Source organism: Streptomyces sp. cf386 (genome assembly GCF_900103585.1).
Taxonomy (GTDB): domain Bacteria; phylum Actinomycetota; class Actinomycetes; order Streptomycetales; family Streptomycetaceae; genus Streptomyces.
On record NZ_FNHV01000004.1, the window covers coordinates 585864 to 602807 of the forward strand.

Consider the following 16944-nt stretch of genomic DNA (forward strand, 5'->3'; position numbering starts at 1 on the left):
GTGCCGATGCAACCCTGGTTCACCGACGCCAAGTTGGGGATCTTCATCCACTGGGGCATCTACGCCGTGGACGGCGTACAGGAGTCCTGGTCGTTCTACGACGACATCGTCCCCTACGACCAGTACATGTCCCAGTTCGACCGCTTCACCGCCTCCCGCTACGACCCGCGCGACTGGGCGAAGCTCTTCGCGCGGGCCGGCGCCAGGTATGCCGTCCTCACCAGCCGCCACCACGACGGCGTGGCCCTCTGGGACACCGCCCACGGTGACCTGAACGTGGGCCGCGACCTGATCGCCGGCTACGCGGACGCCCTGCGCGAGCAGGGCCTCAAGGTCGGCCTCTACTACTCCCACTCGGACTGGAGCCACCCCGACTACGCCTCCACGCGCAAGCCGGGCCGCCCGCCGGAGCAGGAGGACAACCGGTACTCCGAAGTCGCCGCGGAGTTCGAGGACCTGGACGCCTGGGAACGCTTCATCGCCTACCGGGACGGCCAGATCCGCGAACTCACCTCCCGCTACAAGCCGGACCTGCTGTGGTTCGACGGCGAGTGGGACCGCAGCGCGGAGCAGTGGCGCATCCCCGAACTCGCCGCGCTCATCCGCTCCGAGGTGCCGGACGTAGTCTTCAACGCCCGCATGCTGACCGAGGGCGACTACGCGACGCCGGAACAGGGCGCCCCGGTCATCCCGCCGGAGGGCCCCTGGGAACTCTGTCTGACGCTCAACGACTCCTGGGGCCACCAGCACCACGACCATAACCACAAGTCGGTCGACCAGCTGATCCGCTACTTCGCCGAGACGATCGGGGGAGGCGGCAACCTGCTGCTCAGCGTCGGTCCGAGGGAGGACGGCACGATCCCGCGGGAGCATGTCGAGCGACTGGAGGGGCTCGGTGACTGGATCGCCAAGCACGCGGAGGCGGTGTACGGCACCGAGCGCGGCCTCCCGGCCGGTCACCACTACGGCCCGAGCACCCTCTCCAAGGACCACCGAACCCTGTACCTGATCCTCTTCGACGCCCCCCGCGCCGAGATCAACGTACGCGGACTGCTCGGTTCGGTACGCCGGGTCACGGTGCTCGGCAGCGGCACGGAACTGGCCCACCGCATCACCGGTGGCCTGCACGAGACACCGGGCGTCCTCTGGATCGAACCGCCCGCCGAGGCGGACCTCGACCCGCACGCCACGGTGCTGGCCGTCGAACTGGACGGCGAGCTGGAGCTGTACCGGGGCGCGGGCCGCTTCTGAGCCCTCCGGCCCCGCAGACCAACTCGGACCGGTCGGCCGCCGCCCCCGTGAACAGCGGTCGGCCGGTCCGAATCCCCCGTGCTTCCCCCGTGGTGGTGCATTCCCCCGTTGTTCCCCCGTTGCCTTTCACTCCTTTAGAGCACGCGGTCGGCGCCCTGATACACCCGCGGCGGGAAAAAGTTTCCCGGCGCGGGTGATCTCACGGCGCGGGTGAACGCGGCCTCAGCCGGTGAAGCCGGCCGTGATGGACGTGAACTGCCAGTTGCTCTGGCTGATCCCGGAGCAGTTGCTCGTCACGCCGCCGCCCGGGCACGGCCGGTCGCGGTTGACCGACCAGAACGCGAGACGGGCGATGTGGTGGGAGTTCGCCCAGTCACGGATCTGGGTCCAGGTCGCGGGCGAGGTGAGTTCCTGCTGGTCGGAGAGGCCGTTCATGCCGGAGATGCCGATGTGGGCGTAGGCCGTGGCGTCGTCCCACCCGAAGGTGGACTTCAGCTTGTTCTTCAGCCCCTCCGTCGCGTTCACGGTGTTGCCGTACATGTCGGCACCGCCGCCGAAGTCGAACGGCATGATCGTGAAGACGTCGATGTTCGCGTTCAACGCCTTGGCCTGCTCGATGAGCCGGTTGCCCCAGTAGGTCGGGCCGGACGTCGTGGTGCCGAAGGTGATGATCGTGCGCAGTCCCGGATTGTTGGCCTTGACGATCTTCAGAGCGTTCAGGATCCGGTCCTGCACGGTCGCGTTCTCGAACTCGTCGGTGTTCTCGATGTCGACGTCGATCGCCTTCAGCCCGTACGCGTCGATGACCCTCTGATACGCACCCGCCAGCGCTTCGGCGGTCGCACAGTTCGGCCCGAGCTTGTTGCCGCTCCACCCGCCGATCGACGGCACGATGTCACCGCCCGCGGAACGGATGCTGTTGATGACGCTCTGGTCGTTCCCGCCGGTCAGCGGACGCTGCCCGTCCCAGGCGGGGTTGCAGCCGCCGGAGGACAGGATGAACGCCATCGTGTACCACTTGATGCCGGTCGAGCTCATCACCGACGTCGCGCTCGGCGGGTCGCCCCAGCCCAGGTACAGGTAGGGCGCGGCCTGCTTGAACCCGGTGTCGCCACCGCCCGCGTCCGTCGTGACGGTGACGGCGTTGGAGGCCGCCGAGACGTTCCCGGCCGCGTCCCGTGCCTTGACCGTGAAGGTGTGACTCGTGCTCGCCGACAGCCCGCTGACCGTGGCACTGGTGCCGGACACACTGAGCACCTGACTGGCGCCCCGATAGATGTCGTACGCCGTCACCCCGACGTTGTCCGTCGAGGCGTTCCACGCCAGCGACACACTCGACGACGTCTTGCCGGTGGACCGCAGGCTGCCCGGCACACTCGGCGCCTGACTGTCCGAACCACCGCCACCGGGCCCGTCGAGACTGACGTCGTCGGCGTAATAGGTGCCCTGGGCGTACCAGCCGTGGACGTAGACGGTGGCGCTGGTCTGCGACGCGCCGGTAGTGAAGGAGACGGACAGCTGGCTGTACGCCGACGGCGACGACGTCCATGTCGAGGCACCGCCGTCCACGCCGAGGTAGACGTAGGACCCGCGCACCCAGCCGCTGAGTGCGTACGTCGTGTTCGGCTGGACCGAGAGGGTCTGACTGCACTTGGCGATGTCACTCGAACTGACCGCCCCGGCAAGGGCTTTGGAGCCGCCGCGCACGGGGGAGGAGACGACGGACCCGAGGTTGCCGGTGCAGGACCAGGGGGAGAGGGAACCGGATTCGAAGCCGGGGTTGGTGAGGATGTTGGCCGCCTGGGCGGTACCGGGCAGCGCGACGGCCCCGGCGACCGCGAGGGCGGCGGAGCCGAGGAGAGCGAGAAGTCGACGTCTGGAACGTCTGAACAGTGAGGTGCGCACGCGATCTCCCTGAGGATGTGGGGTGGTTCGGGAGTGCAGGGACATGCGAAACGGTGCGCAACCAAGTTGGTATGGACCAATCCCGGTGTCAAGGTCTGACACCGGGATTGGTCAACGCCCTCAGGGGCGCGGGGAACTGCGCGACCCACCACACGCAACCCGCACCCGGCAGACAACCTAAAGCGGCAGTACCTGAGCCGCCCCGGCTGCACCGACGGAGTCAACCGGCGCCGGCATCGCAGGCAACAACCGCTCCGTCTCCTCCGCCCGCTGCTGCGGAATGGACACGGGCCTGACCTGCCGCGGCCCGGACACCACCGTGTAGTCCTGCCCGAGGAACGGCGGGACGACCTCCCCCGGATCCTCCCCGAGCGCCAGCTGAACAGCCAGCCAGGGCACATTGACCCCGCACAGCGACAGCTGATGCAACCCACCCGCGGGCCGCGTGTTGACATCCATCAGTACCGGCGTCTCCCCGAACATCCGGAACTGGATGTTGGACAGATAGTGCAGCCCGAACCCTTCCGCGATCTGCCGCGCCGGCTCCAGCCACTGCTCCTGCAACGTGAACCCACGACGCCGACCGTTCTTGCTCCGGCCGATCGCCAGCCGCACCCGGTTGTCCGGACCGGTGAGGCAGTCCACCGACACCTCCGGCTGTTCGAGCCGCGGCATGACCAGCCAGTCCACCGGCTCGTCGGCCCGCCGCAGCGCGTCCACCACCAGGTCCAGCTGCACATACGGGGTCGGGAACCCGTTGAGGTGCATCAGCGAGAAGGGGGAGCGCGTGATCACCCGGAAGCCCACCCCGCCCGCACCGGACGCCGGCTTGAAGCAGGCCTTGTAGCCGCCCGCCTCCAACTCCTCGACGGCGGCGACGAGTTCGTCGGCGGTACGCACCCGCCACCACGGCGGCACCGGCACCCCGATCGCCTGCACGGCCTCGTAGGCGATCACCTTGTCCTGGAAGACCGCCACGGCCTCCGGCGGCGGCGCCAGCAGCGCCGTGCCGACCGCCTCGAACTCCGCGCGGTGCGCGACGATCGCCGACTGGTGCATCCGGGGCACGAAGACATCGATGCCGCGCCGCCGGCACTGGGCGAGCGCGTACTCGACATACCCGGCCGGGGACAGGCCCTCCGGCTCCAGATCGGCGGTGTCGGCGGCGGCCAGCACCGGTGAGTCGGCGTCCCCGTGCGTCGCATGGATATCGACCGCCCGATCACTGGGATTTCTCCGCAGCTGATCCATGAAGAACACGTTCTCCGCGTACGTGCGGTTGAGCCAGACGCGTACGCGAGAGACCATGCAGGGCCGTCCTTCCGGGGTTCGCGGGCAGGGCAAAGCGAGCCCGTGCCCGGGCAGGGTGATTGGAGGGACACCAAATCGCCCCGTGCGAAGGGACGTTCAGAGCGGTGGTGTTGGGGCGATCATACGGCTTTCAAAGGGTGCCGCGTGCAACGTACGTGTTACGGATTTCCCGATCATGCCGACGTGATCCCGCCTTGTCCTCGCGCGGCCCGATGTGGTCTCGTGGAGTCATTCGGATCATCGGAAGGGGCGAGGGGTGACGTCGACGGCCGGCGGTGCCGGACAGCTGCTGGCCATCAGTGACCTGCACATCGGCTACGAGGAGAACCGCGCCCTCGTCGAGAAGATGCGCCCCGAATCGGATGACGACTGGCTGCTCGTCGCCGGTGACGTGGCCGAGACCGTGGCCGACATCCGCTGGGCCCTGGAGACCCTCGCCGGCCGCTTCCGCAAGGTCGTCTGGGCGCCCGGCAACCACGAACTGTGGACCCACCCGAAGGACTCCGTCACCCTCCGCGGCGTCGCCCGCTACGAGCACCTCGTCGAGATGTGCCGGGAACTCGGTGTGACCACCCCCGAGGACCCCTACCCGGTCTGGGAGGGCCCCGGCGGCCCGGCGGCCGTGGCGCCGCTGTTCCTCCTGTACGACTACTCCTTCCTGCCTTCCGGCTGCACCACCAAGGAGGAGGGGCTGAGGTACGCGCACGGGACCGGGATCGTGTGCAACGACGAGTTCCTGCTGCACCCCGACCCCTACCCCTCCCGCGAGGCCTGGTGCGAGGCCCGGGTCGCCGAGACCGAGCGCCGGCTCGCCGCGCTGCCCGCGGACCTGCCCACCGTCCTCGTCAACCACTACCCACTGGACCGGCACCCCATGGACGTCCTGTGGTACCCCGAGTTCGCCATGTGGTGCGGCACCGAGCGGACCGCGGACTGGCACCGCAGGTTCCGCGTGGAGACCATGGTCTACGGACACCTGCACATCCCGCGCACCACCTGGCACGAGGGCGTCCGCTTCGAGGAGGTGTCGGTGGGGTACCCCCGGGAGTGGCGAAAGCGCGCGGATCCGCCGGGCCGGCTGCGCCGGATTCTGCCCAGGGAGGACGGGACCCGTTGATCGAGGAACTGCTGCCGGACTCGGTCGTCACCGTCGAGGCGTACGGCGACGAGGAGCTCCCGAACACGGCCCTCTACCCCGAGGAGGAGGCGGTCGTGGCCAAGGCGGTCGCCAAGCGCCGCCGGGAGTTCGCCGTCGTACGCTCCTGTGCTCGCCATGCCATGGAGAAGCTGGGCGTGCCGCCGCAGCCGATCCTGCCGGGTGAACGCGGCGCCCCGAGCTGGCCGGCCGGCCTGGTCGGCAGCATGACCCACTGCGACGGCTACCACGCAGCCGCCCTGGTCCGCGCCGCCGACCTGGCCTCCCTCGGTATCGACGCCGAGCCCCACCAGACGCTCCCGGAGGGCGTCCTGCCGGCCGTCGCCCTGCCCGCCGAGGCGGAGCGGCTGCGCCGACTGGCCGGCGACCACCCCGCCGTCCACTGGGACCGGCTCCTGTTCAGCGCGAAGGAGTCCGTCTACAAGGCGTGGTTCCCCCTCACCGGAAAGTGGCTGGACTTCACCGAGGCGGACATCGACCTCTTCGCCGACCCCGGTGAGCAGTACGGCGGCGGTTTCCGGGCGCGGCTCCTCGTACCGGGCCCGTGGGTGGGCGACCGCCGGGTGGACCTCTTCGAAGGCCGGTGGACGGTCCGGCGAGGGCTGGTGGCGACAGCGGTGAGCGTGCCGCACACCTGAGCCCCCTTGCACCCTGCGGGCTCCGCTACGGCTCCGCCGGACACCAGCTCTGCAGCAGCCGGAAGAACTCCTCCTCGTTGCCGCTCAGTCCCGCGTTCGCCAGGGCCTGTTCCGCCTCGGCGAGGACGGAGGGCGGGACCACGGGTGGTCGGCGGGAGCCGGGGGGACCGTCGAACGCGGCTCGTACGGTGTGCAACAGCCGCAGATAGGCCTGGACGGCGGTGCGCTCGCGGTCGGTCAGTACGGCGGTGGGCATCGGTCGGCTCTCCCCAAGTCGGCGTCGTCGCGTCACGCCCCGCATATGAGGGCGTACCACCAGCTTGCCGCCCACCACTGACAATCGGGCCCGGCCACACCTCCGTTCGCCCGCTTAGCGGAGGCGAAACCTCCCCGAAATCCCTTGTGGGAAAGCCGTCCTACGCTGGGGGAAGGGCTCTCGGCCGCGCTCTCGTGGCAGGCGACGGGGCCAGGAACGGGCAGTGGAACGGCGACAGGAACTGGGGCGAGAAGCGTGGTCGACATCCCGGGACCGCGCCCGGCGCGCGCCGTACGGCTGCGCTCGGTGGGCGACGGAGAACTCGAGTTGCAGTACCGCGTAGTGCACGGCTACCGGCGCGCGTTCCGGATGGCCGGCGAGGGCCCGGCGCTGGTGCTGATCCACGGCATAGGCGACTCCTCCGACACCTGGGCCGAGCTGATCCCCGACCTCGCCCGCACGCACACCGTCATCGCCCCCGACCTGCTCGGCCACGGCGCCTCGGACAAGCCGCGCGCCGACTACTCGGTGGCCGCGTACGCGAACGGCGTGCGCGATCTGCTGACCACCCTCGGCATCGAGTCGGCGACGCTGATCGGGCACTCGCTGGGCGGGGGAGTGGCGATGCAGTTCGCCTACCAGTTCCCCGAGCGCACGGAGCGGCTCATCCTGGTCAGCGCGGGCGGGGTGGGCCGCGAGGTCAACCCGGTGCTGCGGCTGGTCTCGCTGCCGGGCGCGCATCTGATGCTGTCGACACTGCGGCTGCCGGGGATGCGGCTCCAAGTGGGGCTGACCGTACGGCTGTTGAAACTGCTGGACACCGATCTCGGCCAGGACGCGCCGGAACTGCTCACTCTGGTGGACGCGCTGCCCGACGAGACCTCGCGCAACGCCTTCATCCGTACCCTGCGGGCCGTGGTCGACTGGCGTGGCCAGGTGGTCACCATGCTGGACCGCTGCTATCTGACCGAGGGCATGCCGACCATGCTGCTGTGGGGGGACCGGGACAGCGTGGTGCCGGTGCGGCACGCGTTCGGGGCGCACGAGGCGATGCCGGGCAGCCGGCTGGAGATCTTCGAGGGGGCGGGGCACTTCCCGTTCCACACCGACCCGGCCCGGTTCGTGGCGCTGGTCGAGGAGTTCACGGCCACCACCGCCCCCGCCGACTGGAGCCGTGAGACCTGGCGTGAGCTGCTGCGGACGGGCCGGCCCGGGACGGCCGTCGGGCAGCCGGACACGGCCTTTTCTCGCGCGAGGGAACGCGACCTGCGGGAGGCGAGCGAACGCAGCGCGACCTGAGCCGAGGCGCGCCCGGTCAGCCCTGTGGCCCGAGGTAACCGAGCGACGCCTCGATCCGCCCCGCCAAGTGGTCCCGCTGGCCCCGCACCGACGAAACCGCCAGCCATGCGCGGCACTTGCTGGCAAGTAAGAGGCCGAAGGCCTCGGCTTCCTTCTCCTCGGCCTGGTCGAAGTGGCTGCGGGCGGCGACCTTCAGGACCGTCGAGCGCAGATCGGCCCCGTCGTCCAGGAGACGGGCCGCCACGGTGGCGCCCTCGATGCTGTGGCTGCAGTGGCCGGCCTTCATGTGCCACAGCTCATGGCCGAGGATCACCAACTGGTGGTCGGGCGCGGTGCGCTCCTCGATCACGACGAGGTCCTGGTCGGGCATGTCCAGCCACAGCCCGCTCGCGGTGCCGGGCGGGAAGGCGGACGTACGGAAGAGGACGGGACGGCCGCGGCGTCTGCTCATCGCGTCGCACAGGGCGCCGTACAACTTCTCGGGCGCCGCGGGCGCGGGAAGCGTCAGCTCCGCGACCAACTCGCCGCACAGGCGGCGCATTTCCCTACCGATGCCCACAAGTCTCCCGTTCTCCCGCATCACGACTCGGGCCGCTTGACGCTCTCCAGGAGCATGTCCAGCCACTCGGCGACCTTGTCACGGTGCTGGTCGGTGGGCAGTTGGGCGGCCCGCCAGGCGATTCCGCGTACGCCGTGGTCCTGGAGGAGCTTCTCCAGCGGATCCTCGGTGGCCTGCGCCGCCTCGCGCTCGGCGAGCTTCTGCAGCAGATCCTGCTCGGGGCGCTGGAGGGCGCCCGCGAGCGCCTCGGGGTCCTCGGCCGTGAGGAATCCGGCGTGCACGCGGAAGAAGCGCTGGATGGCGTCGCAGTGCTCCATGGTGGGGCGCCGGTCGCCGTTGATCAGGGCGCCCGCCTGCTGGCGCGACATGCCCGCGCCGTCGGCGATCTCCTGCTGGGTGTACTTGCGGCCGTTCGGCTTGAGGCGGGTGCGGCGCAGGAGGTCCAGGCGCTGGAGGAAGCGGGCCTGTACGTCGGGCTCACCCGCGGGACGGCCGCTCAGCAGGGCCTTGACCACGGGCTCCGGGACGCCTGAGGCAACGGACAGGCGGCGGGTGTCGAAGACCTCCGCGTGTGGCACGCCGAGCCGGTCGGCGAGCGCGGTGATACGAGCGACGACGGCCGGCAGCGCAGCCGTCGACGTGGCGCCCGGACCCTCGATGCCATCCGTCACCGACAGATCTCCTACGTCTCTCACAGGCTTCTCACAAGCGGTTGCCGTGAACTGGACGGAGATTACCCGCTGGTTCGAACTCACATCCAGGTCTCGCCACAACTGTGGCCAATTTCAGCCGTCAACAAGCATGGAATGCCACGATAGTTGACATGGTCCGACCCGGGCCGCAGGATCAAGACGCCGCGTGAAGGCCGCATAGGCAAGAGGGGTGACCTCCCGATGGCATATCAGGCAGGTGGGCAGCGGTTCGAGCCGCGGCCCGTCCCCGAGAGCTGCGAGGCCCAGGCCTATCTGCGGGACTACGCCACTCTCGTGGAGGCCGTGCCCTTCCCGTCCGTCATCCTCGACCACTGCTGGGACGTCGTTCTGGCGAACACCGCTTTCGCGTCACTTTTCCGCGGCGTGGGCCCGCATCCGACGGCCATGCCCGACGACAACCTCCTCAGGTTCGTCCTCTTCCACCCGGACGCGAGCACCGTCCTCGGCGAGCACGAGTCCAGCTGGTGCCTGCCGATGCTGGCCCACTTCGCCGCCGCCCTGGAACGGCAGGGCCACGACCACGGGCTGCAGGCCATTCGCCGGGAGATCGCCCAGGACCCGATCATGGAGGCCGCCTACCGGCAGGGCCTGCCGCACTGGATCCGGGCGGTCGGCGAACGTGCCGTCGCACAGGACGGTGCCGTACGACCGCTGCTGCACCCCGACCCGCGCTGGGGTGCGACCGAGTGCCGGGTCGTCGACGAGACGCCCAGGACCCTTCAGGAGATGGGCTACACCCGGCTGACCCTGGTACTGCGCGAGGCGCGCCGCGACCGGCCCAGGGGGCGTGGGGTGCGCCGCACCGCGAGCCATCTGAGCGTCGTGCCCAACCCCGAGGACTGAACGGGGCACCGTCGGCGTTCAGGTCGTCGACGGCGCCCCGTCAGCACGGTTCGGTTCGAAGACGTCGTCTGTCCTGTTCCCTGTCCTGGTGGTGTGTGACATAGTACTGATGTGAGCAAGCGACTGACCTGCGATGTCGTGGTCGTCGGAGCCGGAATGGTGGGCGCGGCCTGTGCCCTGTACGCGGGCCGGGCGGGCCTCGACGTGATCGTCGTCGACCGTGGCCCGGTGGCCGGCGGCACGACCGGGGCCGGGGAGGGCAACCTCCTCGTCTCCGACAAGGAACCGGGCCCCGAGCTGGACCTCGCGCTGCTGTCCGGCCGGCTGTGGGACGAGCTGGCGCAGGAGTTCGGCGCGGCCGTCGAGTACGAGGCCAAGGGGGGAGTGGTCGTGGCCTCCTCGCCCGGCGGGCTCGCGGCGCTGGAGCGGTTCGCCGCAGGGCAGCGTGCCGCCGGGGTCGTCGCCGAACCGGTGGCGGGTGACCGGCTCCATGACCTCGAACCTCATCTGGCCCCCGGCCTGCCCGGCGCCGTCCACTACCCCCAGGACGCCCAGGTCATGCCCGCCCTGGCAGCCGCCCACCTGCTCCGCGCCTCCGGCGCCCGCCTGCTCACCGGCCACACCGTGACCGACGTCCTGCGCGGGCCGGACGGCACCGTGCGCGGGGTCCGCACGGACAAGGGCGACATCCACGCGCCGGCCGTCATCAACGCGGCCGGCACCTGGGGCGGCGAGCTCGCCGCACTCGCCGGCGTCCACCTGCCCGTCCTTCCCCGGCGCGGCTTCGTCCTCGTCACCGAACCCCTCCCGCGCCGGGTCCGCCACAAGGTGTACGCCGCCGACTACGTGGCCGACGTGGCCAGCGACTCGGCCGCGCTGCAGACCTCACCGGTCGTGGAGGGCACGGCCGCGGGGTCGATCCTCATCGGGGCGAGCCGGGAACGGGTCGGCTTCGACCGGACGTTCTCGCTTCCGGTCGTACGGGCGCTGGCCGCGGGGGCGACCCGGTTGTTCCCGTTCCTGGAGCGGGTGCGCGCGATGCGCTCCTACCTCGGCTTCCGCCCGTACCTGCCCGACCACCTGCCCGCCGTCGGACCGGATCCCCGTGTCCCCGGGCTGTACCACGCCTGCGGTCACGAGGGCGCGGGCATCGGACTCGCCACCGGAACCGGCCACCTGATCGCACAGGCGCTGACCGCGAAGACCCCCGACCTGGACCTGACGCCGCTGCGCCCCGACCGTTTCGCCGAGGAGGCCACGTGAGAACCCCGCTGGAGCTTGCCGACGCCCGGCCGGGCCCGGCGTTCACGGTCACCCTGGACGGCCGTGAGATCCAGGCACTGCCCGGCCAGACGGTCGCCGCGGCGCTGTGGGCCGCCGGTGTCACCTCGTGGCGCAGCACTCGGGGCCAGGGTCGGCCGCGCGGGGTCTTCTGCGGCATCGGCGTCTGCTTCGACTGCCTCGTGACCGTCAACGACCGCCCGAACCAACGGGCCTGCCTGGTGCCATTGCACCCGGGTGACGCCATCCGCACCCAGGAGGGGACGGGCCACGATGACTGACCCGAACCGCGAAGGGGCGGTCCCTCACCTCGCCGTGATCGGCGCGGGTCCGGCGGGGCTGGCCGCGACCGTGGCCGCCGCGGCACTGGGCGTCCGGGTCACGTTGGTCGACTCGGCGGCGGAGGCGGGCGGGCAGTTCTACCGCCGGCCCGCGGCCGGGCTGCGCGCCCGCAGACCGCAGGCCCTGCATCACCAGTGGCGCACCTGGGAGCGGCTGAGGGATGCGTTGGAAGGGCACCTCCGAGCGGGCACCGTACGGCACTTGACGGAGCATCACGTCTGGTTCGTCGAGCGGCGTGCCGAGCCGGACCGGGGCTTCACCGTCCACGCACTCCTCGGCCCCGAGCAGGAGGAGCCGGCCGAAGTGCGCGCCGACGCCGTGCTCCTGGCCACCGGCGGCTACGAGAAGGTGCTGCCCTTCCCCGGCTGGACCCTCCCCGGTGTCATCACCCCGGGCGGCGCCCAGGCCATGCTCAAGGGCGCCCTCGCGGTCTCGGGACGCACCGCCGTGGTCGCCGGGACCGGCCCGCTGCTGCTCCCCGTGGCGACCGGACTCGCCGCGGCCGGGGTCGAGGTGGCCGCGCTGGTCGACTCCGCCGACCCCAAGGCCTTCGTACGGCAGTCCCGCGCGCTGGCGGCGCAGCCCGGCAAGGTCGTCGAAGGGGCCGGATTCGCTGCCCGACTGCTGCGCCACCGGGTGCGCCTCCTCGCCCGGCACACGATCGTCGAGGCGCACGGCAGTGAGCGGCTGGAGGCCGTGACCGTCGCCCACCTCGACGGCGACGGGCGGGTCAGGCCCGGCAGTGAGCGCCGTATCCCCTGCGACACCCTCGCCGTCGGCCACGGCATGCTCCCGCACACCGACCTCGCCGAGACCCTGGGCTGCCGGCTCGACGGGCTCGGCGTGCACGTCGACGCCGAACAGCGCACCGACGTGCCCGGTGTCTGGGCCGCCGGAGAGACCACGGGCATCGGCGGCAACGGCCTCTCGCTCGCCGAGGGCCATATCGCCGGACGCTCGGCCGCGGCGCGCCTGTGCGGTACCGCACCCGACCCGGGCGCATGGGCGGCGGCCGCCAAGGTCCGTACCCGACTGCGCACTTTCTTCGCCGCGCTCGACTCCGTGTACGCCCCGCCCGCTCACTGGACCGAGCAGGTCACCGACGACACCGTCGTGTGCCGCTGCGAGGAGGTCACCGGCGGGGCGGTCCGGGAGGCCGTGGCGGAGCTCGGTGCCGGTGATCCGCGCACCGTGAAGCTGCTGACGCGGGCCGGGATGGGCTGGTGCCAGGGGCGGATGTGCGGGCCCGCGGTCGCGGGGCTCGCCGGGTGCGAACTGACGCCGTCCCGGCGGCCGTTCGCCCGGCCGGTACCGCTCGGGGTTCTGGCCCGGGCCGGAGAGACCGACCAACAGTAAAATGTCACATGCTATTGAGAGGGAAATTCATGACCCATAGTTCCACCACCCTCGATTCCGGCAACCGCCCCTGGCGCGGCGTCCTGGTCGCCACCGCGCTCCCGCTGAACGACGATCTCTCCGTCGACTACGGCAGGTTCGCCGAGCACTGCGCCTGGCTGGTCGAGAACGGCTGCGACGGCGTCGTGCCGAACGGCTCGCTCGGCGAGTACCAGGTCCTCACCCCCGAGGAGCGGGCCAAGGTCGTCGAGACGGCCGTCACCGCCATCGGCGGCGCGCGCGTGATGCCCGGCGTCGCCGCCTACGGGTCCGCCGAGTCCCGTCGCTGGGCCGAGCAGGCGCGCGACGCGGGCTGCGGGGCCGTGATGCTGCTGCCGCCCAACGCCTATCGCGCCGAAGAGCGTTCCGTCCTCGCCCACTACGCCGAGGTCGCCGAGGCGGGTGTGCCGATCGTGGCGTACAACAACCCCATCGACACCAAGGTCGACCTCGTACCCGAGCTGCTCGCCAAGCTGCACGGCGAGGGGTATATCCAGGGTGTCAAGGAGTTCTCCGGCGACGTCCGCCGTGCCTACCAGCTCGCCGAACTCGCCCCGGAACTCGACCTGCTGATCGGCGCCGACGACGTGCTGCTGGAGCTCGCGATCGCGGGTGCGAAGGGCTGGGTGGCCGGCTACCCGAACGCGCTGCCGAAGTCCTCCGTCGAGCTGTACCGCGCCGCCGTCGACGGCGACCTGGGCACGGCCAAGAAGCTGTACGAGCAGCTGCACCCGTTGCTGCGCTGGGACTCCAAGGTGGAGTTCGTGCAGGCCATCAAGCTGTCCATGGACCTCGTCGGCCGGCACGGCGGTCCGGTCCGCCCGCCGCGGGTTCCGCTGCTGCCCGAGCAGGAGGCGGCCGTCCGCGCCGCCACCGAGAAGGCCGTCGCCGCAGGGCTGGCGTAACCGCACTCACGTCATCGCAACTCACGTCATCGCAACTCACGTCATCGCAACTCGCGTCACCGCAAAGGAGGCTGGACCGTGCGCAGCAGACTCGTCCTGCACGCCGTCGACTCGCACACCGAGGGCATGCCCACCCGCGTGATCACCGGCGGCATCGGCACGATCCCCGGCGCGACCATGAACGAGCGGCGCCTGTACTTCCGTGAGCACCGCGACGACATCAAGCAGCTCCTGATGAACGAGCCGCGCGGCCACTCGGCGATGAGCGGCGCCGTCCTCCAGCCGCCCAGCCGCCCCGACTGTGACTGGGGCGTGATCTACATCGAGGTCTCCGGCTATCTGCCGATGTGCGGGCACGGCACGATCGGTGTGGCGACCGTGCTCGTGGAGACCGGCATGGTCGAGGTCGTCGAGCCGGTCACCACGATCCGGCTCGACACCCCGGCGGGCCTGGTCGTCGCCGAGGTGGCGGTGGAGGACGGCGCCGCGAAGGCGGTCACCCTCCAGAACGTGCCGTCTTTCTCCGTCGCCCTCGACCGCAAGATCGCACTGGCCGACGGGCGCACGGTGACATACGACATGGCGTACGGCGGCAACTTCTACGCCATCCTGCCGCTGGAGGAGTTCGGGCTGCCCTTCGACCGGTCGCGCAAGGACGACATCCTGGAGGCCGGGCTCTCCCTCATGGCCGCGATCAACGCCGAGGAGGAGCCCGTCCACCCCGAGGACCCGTCCATCCGCGGCTGTCACCACGTCCACCTGATCGCCCCCGGCGCCACCGCCCGCCACTCCCGGCACGCCATGGCGATCCACCCCGGCTGGTTCGACCGCTCACCCTGCGGCACGGGCACCAGCGCGCGGATGGCGCAGCTGCACACCCGCGGCGAACTGCCGCTGCACACCGAGTTCGTGAACGAGTCCTTCATCGGGACCCGGTTCACCGGACGCCTCCTCGGCACCACGGAGGTCGCGGGGCGCCCCGCCGTCCTGCCGAGTTTCACCGGCCGCGCGTGGATCACGGGCACGGCGCAGTACCTGCTCGATCCGTCGGACCCCTTCCCAGCCGGGTTCGTGCTCTGAGCCGTCGAGGATAATGAGGGCGCATAACGCGTGACATTGCACTGCGTTGGCCGCCCAGCGCGACATCGCACAGTTCGAGGAGACCCATGGCCGCCCAGCGCACCAGCGCCCCGTCCGCCGCAGCCGCCCCGGCGCTGCCCACCCTGGGCGGCAAGAAGAGCAGCTACCGGGAGCGGGTCGCGGACGCCCTGCGCGCCGCGCTGATCGCCGGGGAACTGCTGCCGGGCGACGTGTACTCGGCGCCGACGCTGGCCGCCCGCTTCGGTGTCTCGGCGACGCCGGTGCGCGAGGCCATGCTGGACCTGGTCAAGGAGGGCCTGGTCGACACCGTTCCCAACAAGGGGTTCCGGGTCACCGCGGTCTCCGAGAAGCAGCTCGACGAGTACAAGCACATCCGGGCGCTCATCGAGATCCCCACGGTGGTGGAGCTGGCGAGGACCGCCGACAAGGTCTCCCTGGAGGCGCTGCGCCCCGCCGCACGGGAGATCGTCCAAGCCGCCGTCTCCGGTGACCTCATCGCCTACGTCGAGGCGGACACCCGCTTCCACCTCGGCCTGCTCGCCCTCGCCGGCAACGCCCACCTCGTCGAGGTTGTCGGTGACCTCCGCAAGCGCTCCCGCCTCTACGGGCTCACCGCACTCGTCGAGGCGGGCCGCCTGCTGGCCTCCGCCGAGGAGCACCTGGAACTCCTCGACGCGCTGATCGCCCGTGACGAGGAGGGCGTACGCGAGGTCATGACCCGCCACCTCGGGCACGTCCGGGGACTGTGGGCGGCGAAGAAGTAGGCGGCTGCGCAAGGTGAGGCGGGCAACGCGACGTGAGGTGACAACACAACGCAAGCCGTTTGCGTTTCTTGCGCTATTCTTGCGCGCATGACGCGGCGACTTGCTGAAGTGGCGAAGAAGGTCGGGGTCAGCGAGGCCACGGTCAGCCGGGTGCTCAACGACAAGCCCGGCGTCTCCGAGGCCACCCGGCAGGCGGTGCTGTCCGCCCTGGACGTCCTCGGCTACGAGCGGCCCACCCAACTGCGCGGCGAACGCGCCCGGCTGGTCGGCCTCGTGCTCCCCGAACTGCAGAACCCGATCTTCCCGGCGTTCGCCGAGGTGATCGGCGGAGCGCTCGCCCAGCTCGGACTGACCCCGGTGCTGTGCACGCAGACCAAGGGCGGCGTCTCCGAGGCCGACTATGTCGCGCTGCTGCTGCAACAGCAGGTCTCCGGCGTCGTGTTCGCGGGCGGGCTGTACGCCCAGGCCGACGCGCCCCACGACCACTACAAGGAGCTCGCCGACCGCAACATCCCGGTCGTCCTGGTCAACGCGGCCATCGAGCACCTGGGCTTCCCGGGCGTGTCCTGCGACGACGCCGTGGCCGTGGAGCAGGCCTGGCGCCATCTGGCCTCGCTGGGCCACGAGCGCATCGGGCTGGTGCTCGGGCCGGCCGACCACGTGCCGTCGGCACGCAAGCTGGCCGCCGCGCGGGGTGTCGCCGGGGAGCTGCCCGAGGAGCACGTCGCGCGGGCGATCTTCTCGATCGAGGGTGGTCACGCGGCTGCCTCCCGGCTGATCGACCGGGGGGTGACCGGCATCATCTGCGCCAGCGACCCGCTCGCGCTCGGGGCGATCAGGGCCGCCCGCCGCAAGGGACTTGACGTCCCGTCGGAGGTCTCAGTGGTCGGGTACGACGACTCGGCGTTCATGAACTGCACGGAACCTCCCCTGACCACCGTCCGCCAGCCCATCGAGGCCATGGGCAGGGCGGCCGTGGAGCTGCTGAACGCGCAGATCGCGGGCACGGCCGTACCCGTGGAGGAGCTGCTCTTCGAGCCGGAACTGGTGGTGCGCGGATCCACGGCGCAGGCGCCTCGTCCTTGAGGTCCCACCCGATCCCGCCGAGGGCCACTCGCCCGTTCCACTGAGATCCAGTCGGCTGTTCAAAAATTTCAAACTACGCGCGACATCTTGCGGACCCCCGTCGCCGGTGCTTGAGTGTGCGGCGCCCACCGCTCCTGCC

17 protein-coding genes are annotated in these 16944 nt (G+C 70.9%); 12 read left to right on the forward strand and 5 right to left on the reverse strand.

All coding sequences use genetic code 11. The features are described 5' to 3' along the window. Complete coding sequence (locus tag BLU79_RS13725) at positions 1-1251, forward strand: alpha-L-fucosidase (RefSeq protein WP_177001005.1); 1251 nt, start codon at positions 1-3, stop codon at positions 1249-1251. A 222-nt stretch (positions 1252-1473) separates the two neighbouring features. Here the strand turns inward: BLU79_RS13725 and BLU79_RS13730 are convergent, their stop codons facing one another. Then, on the reverse strand, positions 1474-3156 hold the full coding sequence (locus BLU79_RS13730) for a carbohydrate binding domain-containing protein (protein WP_093905981.1): 1683 nt from the start codon (positions 3154-3156) through the stop codon (positions 1474-1476). A 177-nt stretch (positions 3157-3333) separates the two neighbouring features. Beyond that, entirely contained in the window at positions 3334-4464 is a 1131-nt protein-coding gene (locus BLU79_RS13735) for an ATP-grasp domain-containing protein (RefSeq protein ID WP_093905982.1), read from the reverse strand. Positions 4465-4723: 259 nt separating this feature from the next. Here BLU79_RS13735 and BLU79_RS13740 point away from each other — a divergent pair, with 259 nt between their 5' ends. Together BLU79_RS13740 and BLU79_RS13745 are read left to right on the forward strand one after the other, a co-directional pair. Continuing rightward, entirely contained in the window at positions 4724-5584 is an 861-nt protein-coding gene (locus tag BLU79_RS13740; protein WP_093905983.1) for a metallophosphoesterase family protein, read from the forward strand. Continuing rightward, complete coding sequence (locus tag BLU79_RS13745; protein WP_093905984.1) at positions 5581-6261, forward strand: 4'-phosphopantetheinyl transferase family protein; 681 nt, start codon at positions 5581-5583, stop codon at positions 6259-6261. Before BLU79_RS13740 ends, BLU79_RS13745 begins: the two co-directional genes overlap by 4 nt. A 25-nt stretch (positions 6262-6286) precedes the next feature. Here BLU79_RS13745 and BLU79_RS13750 read toward each other — a convergent pair whose 3' ends face one another. Next, on the reverse strand, positions 6287-6517 hold the full coding sequence (locus BLU79_RS13750) for a hypothetical protein (RefSeq protein ID WP_093905985.1): 231 nt from the start codon (positions 6515-6517) through the stop codon (positions 6287-6289). Between the two features lie 255 nt (positions 6518-6772). Between BLU79_RS13750 and BLU79_RS13755 the strand changes: the two genes are divergently transcribed. Further along, the gene (locus tag BLU79_RS13755; RefSeq protein WP_093905986.1) at positions 6773-7816 is read left to right on the forward strand and encodes an alpha/beta fold hydrolase; all 1044 of its coding nucleotides are present in this window, start codon (positions 6773-6775) and stop codon (positions 7814-7816) included. A gap of 16 nt (positions 7817-7832) precedes the next feature. Here the strand turns inward: BLU79_RS13755 and BLU79_RS13760 are convergent, their stop codons facing one another. Beyond that, a complete protein-coding gene (locus tag BLU79_RS13760; protein ID WP_093906053.1) occupies positions 7833-8357 on the reverse strand; it encodes a toxin-antitoxin system, toxin component in 525 nt (174 codons plus the stop codon). 38 nt (positions 8358-8395) lie between these two features. Then, a complete protein-coding gene (locus BLU79_RS13765) occupies positions 8396-9046 on the reverse strand; it encodes a helix-turn-helix domain-containing protein (protein ID WP_093905987.1) in 651 nt (216 codons plus the stop codon). Positions 9047-9268: 222 nt separating this feature from the next. Between BLU79_RS13765 and BLU79_RS13770 the strand changes: the two genes are divergently transcribed. From BLU79_RS13770 to BLU79_RS13805, 8 genes are all read left to right on the forward strand, one after another. Further along, positions 9269-9931 (forward strand): MmyB family transcriptional regulator, encoded by a 663-nt coding sequence (locus BLU79_RS13770; protein WP_177001006.1) that lies wholly within the window; start codon positions 9269-9271, stop codon positions 9929-9931. A 111-nt stretch (positions 9932-10042) separates the two neighbouring features. Beyond that, the gene (locus BLU79_RS13775) at positions 10043-11194 is read left to right on the forward strand and encodes an NAD(P)/FAD-dependent oxidoreductase (protein WP_093905988.1); all 1152 of its coding nucleotides are present in this window, start codon (positions 10043-10045) and stop codon (positions 11192-11194) included. Continuing rightward, positions 11191-11493 (forward strand): (2Fe-2S)-binding protein, encoded by a 303-nt coding sequence (locus tag BLU79_RS13780; RefSeq protein ID WP_093905989.1) that lies wholly within the window; start codon positions 11191-11193, stop codon positions 11491-11493. Before BLU79_RS13775 ends, BLU79_RS13780 begins: the two co-directional genes overlap by 4 nt. Next, the gene (locus BLU79_RS13785; RefSeq protein WP_093905990.1) at positions 11486-12910 is read left to right on the forward strand and encodes an NAD(P)/FAD-dependent oxidoreductase; all 1425 of its coding nucleotides are present in this window, start codon (positions 11486-11488) and stop codon (positions 12908-12910) included. The genes BLU79_RS13780 and BLU79_RS13785 overlap by 8 nt, the downstream gene beginning before the upstream one ends. A gap of 29 nt (positions 12911-12939) precedes the next feature. Next, the gene (locus BLU79_RS13790) at positions 12940-13854 is read left to right on the forward strand and encodes a dihydrodipicolinate synthase family protein (protein WP_093905991.1); all 915 of its coding nucleotides are present in this window, start codon (positions 12940-12942) and stop codon (positions 13852-13854) included. A 78-nt stretch (positions 13855-13932) separates the two neighbouring features. Further along, positions 13933-14934, forward strand: coding sequence for a proline racemase family protein (locus BLU79_RS13795; RefSeq protein ID WP_093905992.1), 1002 nt, complete (start codon positions 13933-13935; stop codon positions 14932-14934). A gap of 86 nt (positions 14935-15020) precedes the next feature. Continuing rightward, entirely contained in the window at positions 15021-15719 is a 699-nt protein-coding gene (locus tag BLU79_RS13800; RefSeq protein WP_093905993.1) for a GntR family transcriptional regulator, read from the forward strand. Positions 15720-15806: 87 nt separating this feature from the next. Then, on the forward strand, positions 15807-16805 hold the full coding sequence (locus tag BLU79_RS13805) for a LacI family DNA-binding transcriptional regulator (RefSeq protein WP_177001007.1): 999 nt from the start codon (positions 15807-15809) through the stop codon (positions 16803-16805). Positions 16806-16944 lie beyond the last annotated feature (139 nt).

Bases quoted from the DNA above. Each gene is read 5' to 3' on its own strand.
- BLU79_RS13805 (WP_177001007.1), top strand. From the start codon at position 15,807: ATGACGCGGCGACTTGCTGAAGTGGCGAAGAAGGTCGGGGTCAGCGAG.
- BLU79_RS13785 (WP_093905990.1), top strand. From the start codon at position 11,486: ATGACTGACCCGAACCGCGAAGGGGCGGTCCCTCACCTCGCCGTGATC.
- BLU79_RS13770 (WP_177001006.1), top strand. From the start codon at position 9,269: ATGGCATATCAGGCAGGTGGGCAGCGGTTCGAGCCGCGGCCCGTCCCC.
- BLU79_RS13750 (WP_093905985.1), bottom strand. From the start codon at position 6,517: ATGCCCACCGCCGTACTGACCGACCGCGAGCGCACCGCCGTCCAGGCC.
- BLU79_RS13760 (WP_093906053.1), bottom strand. From the start codon at position 8,357: ATGCGCCGCCTGTGCGGCGAGTTGGTCGCGGAGCTGACGCTTCCCGCG.
- BLU79_RS13790 (WP_093905991.1), top strand. From the start codon at position 12,940: ATGACCCATAGTTCCACCACCCTCGATTCCGGCAACCGCCCCTGGCGC.
- BLU79_RS13735 (WP_093905982.1), bottom strand. From the start codon at position 4,464: ATGGTCTCTCGCGTACGCGTCTGGCTCAACCGCACGTACGCGGAGAAC.
- BLU79_RS13800 (WP_093905993.1), top strand. From the start codon at position 15,021: ATGGCCGCCCAGCGCACCAGCGCCCCGTCCGCCGCAGCCGCCCCGGCG.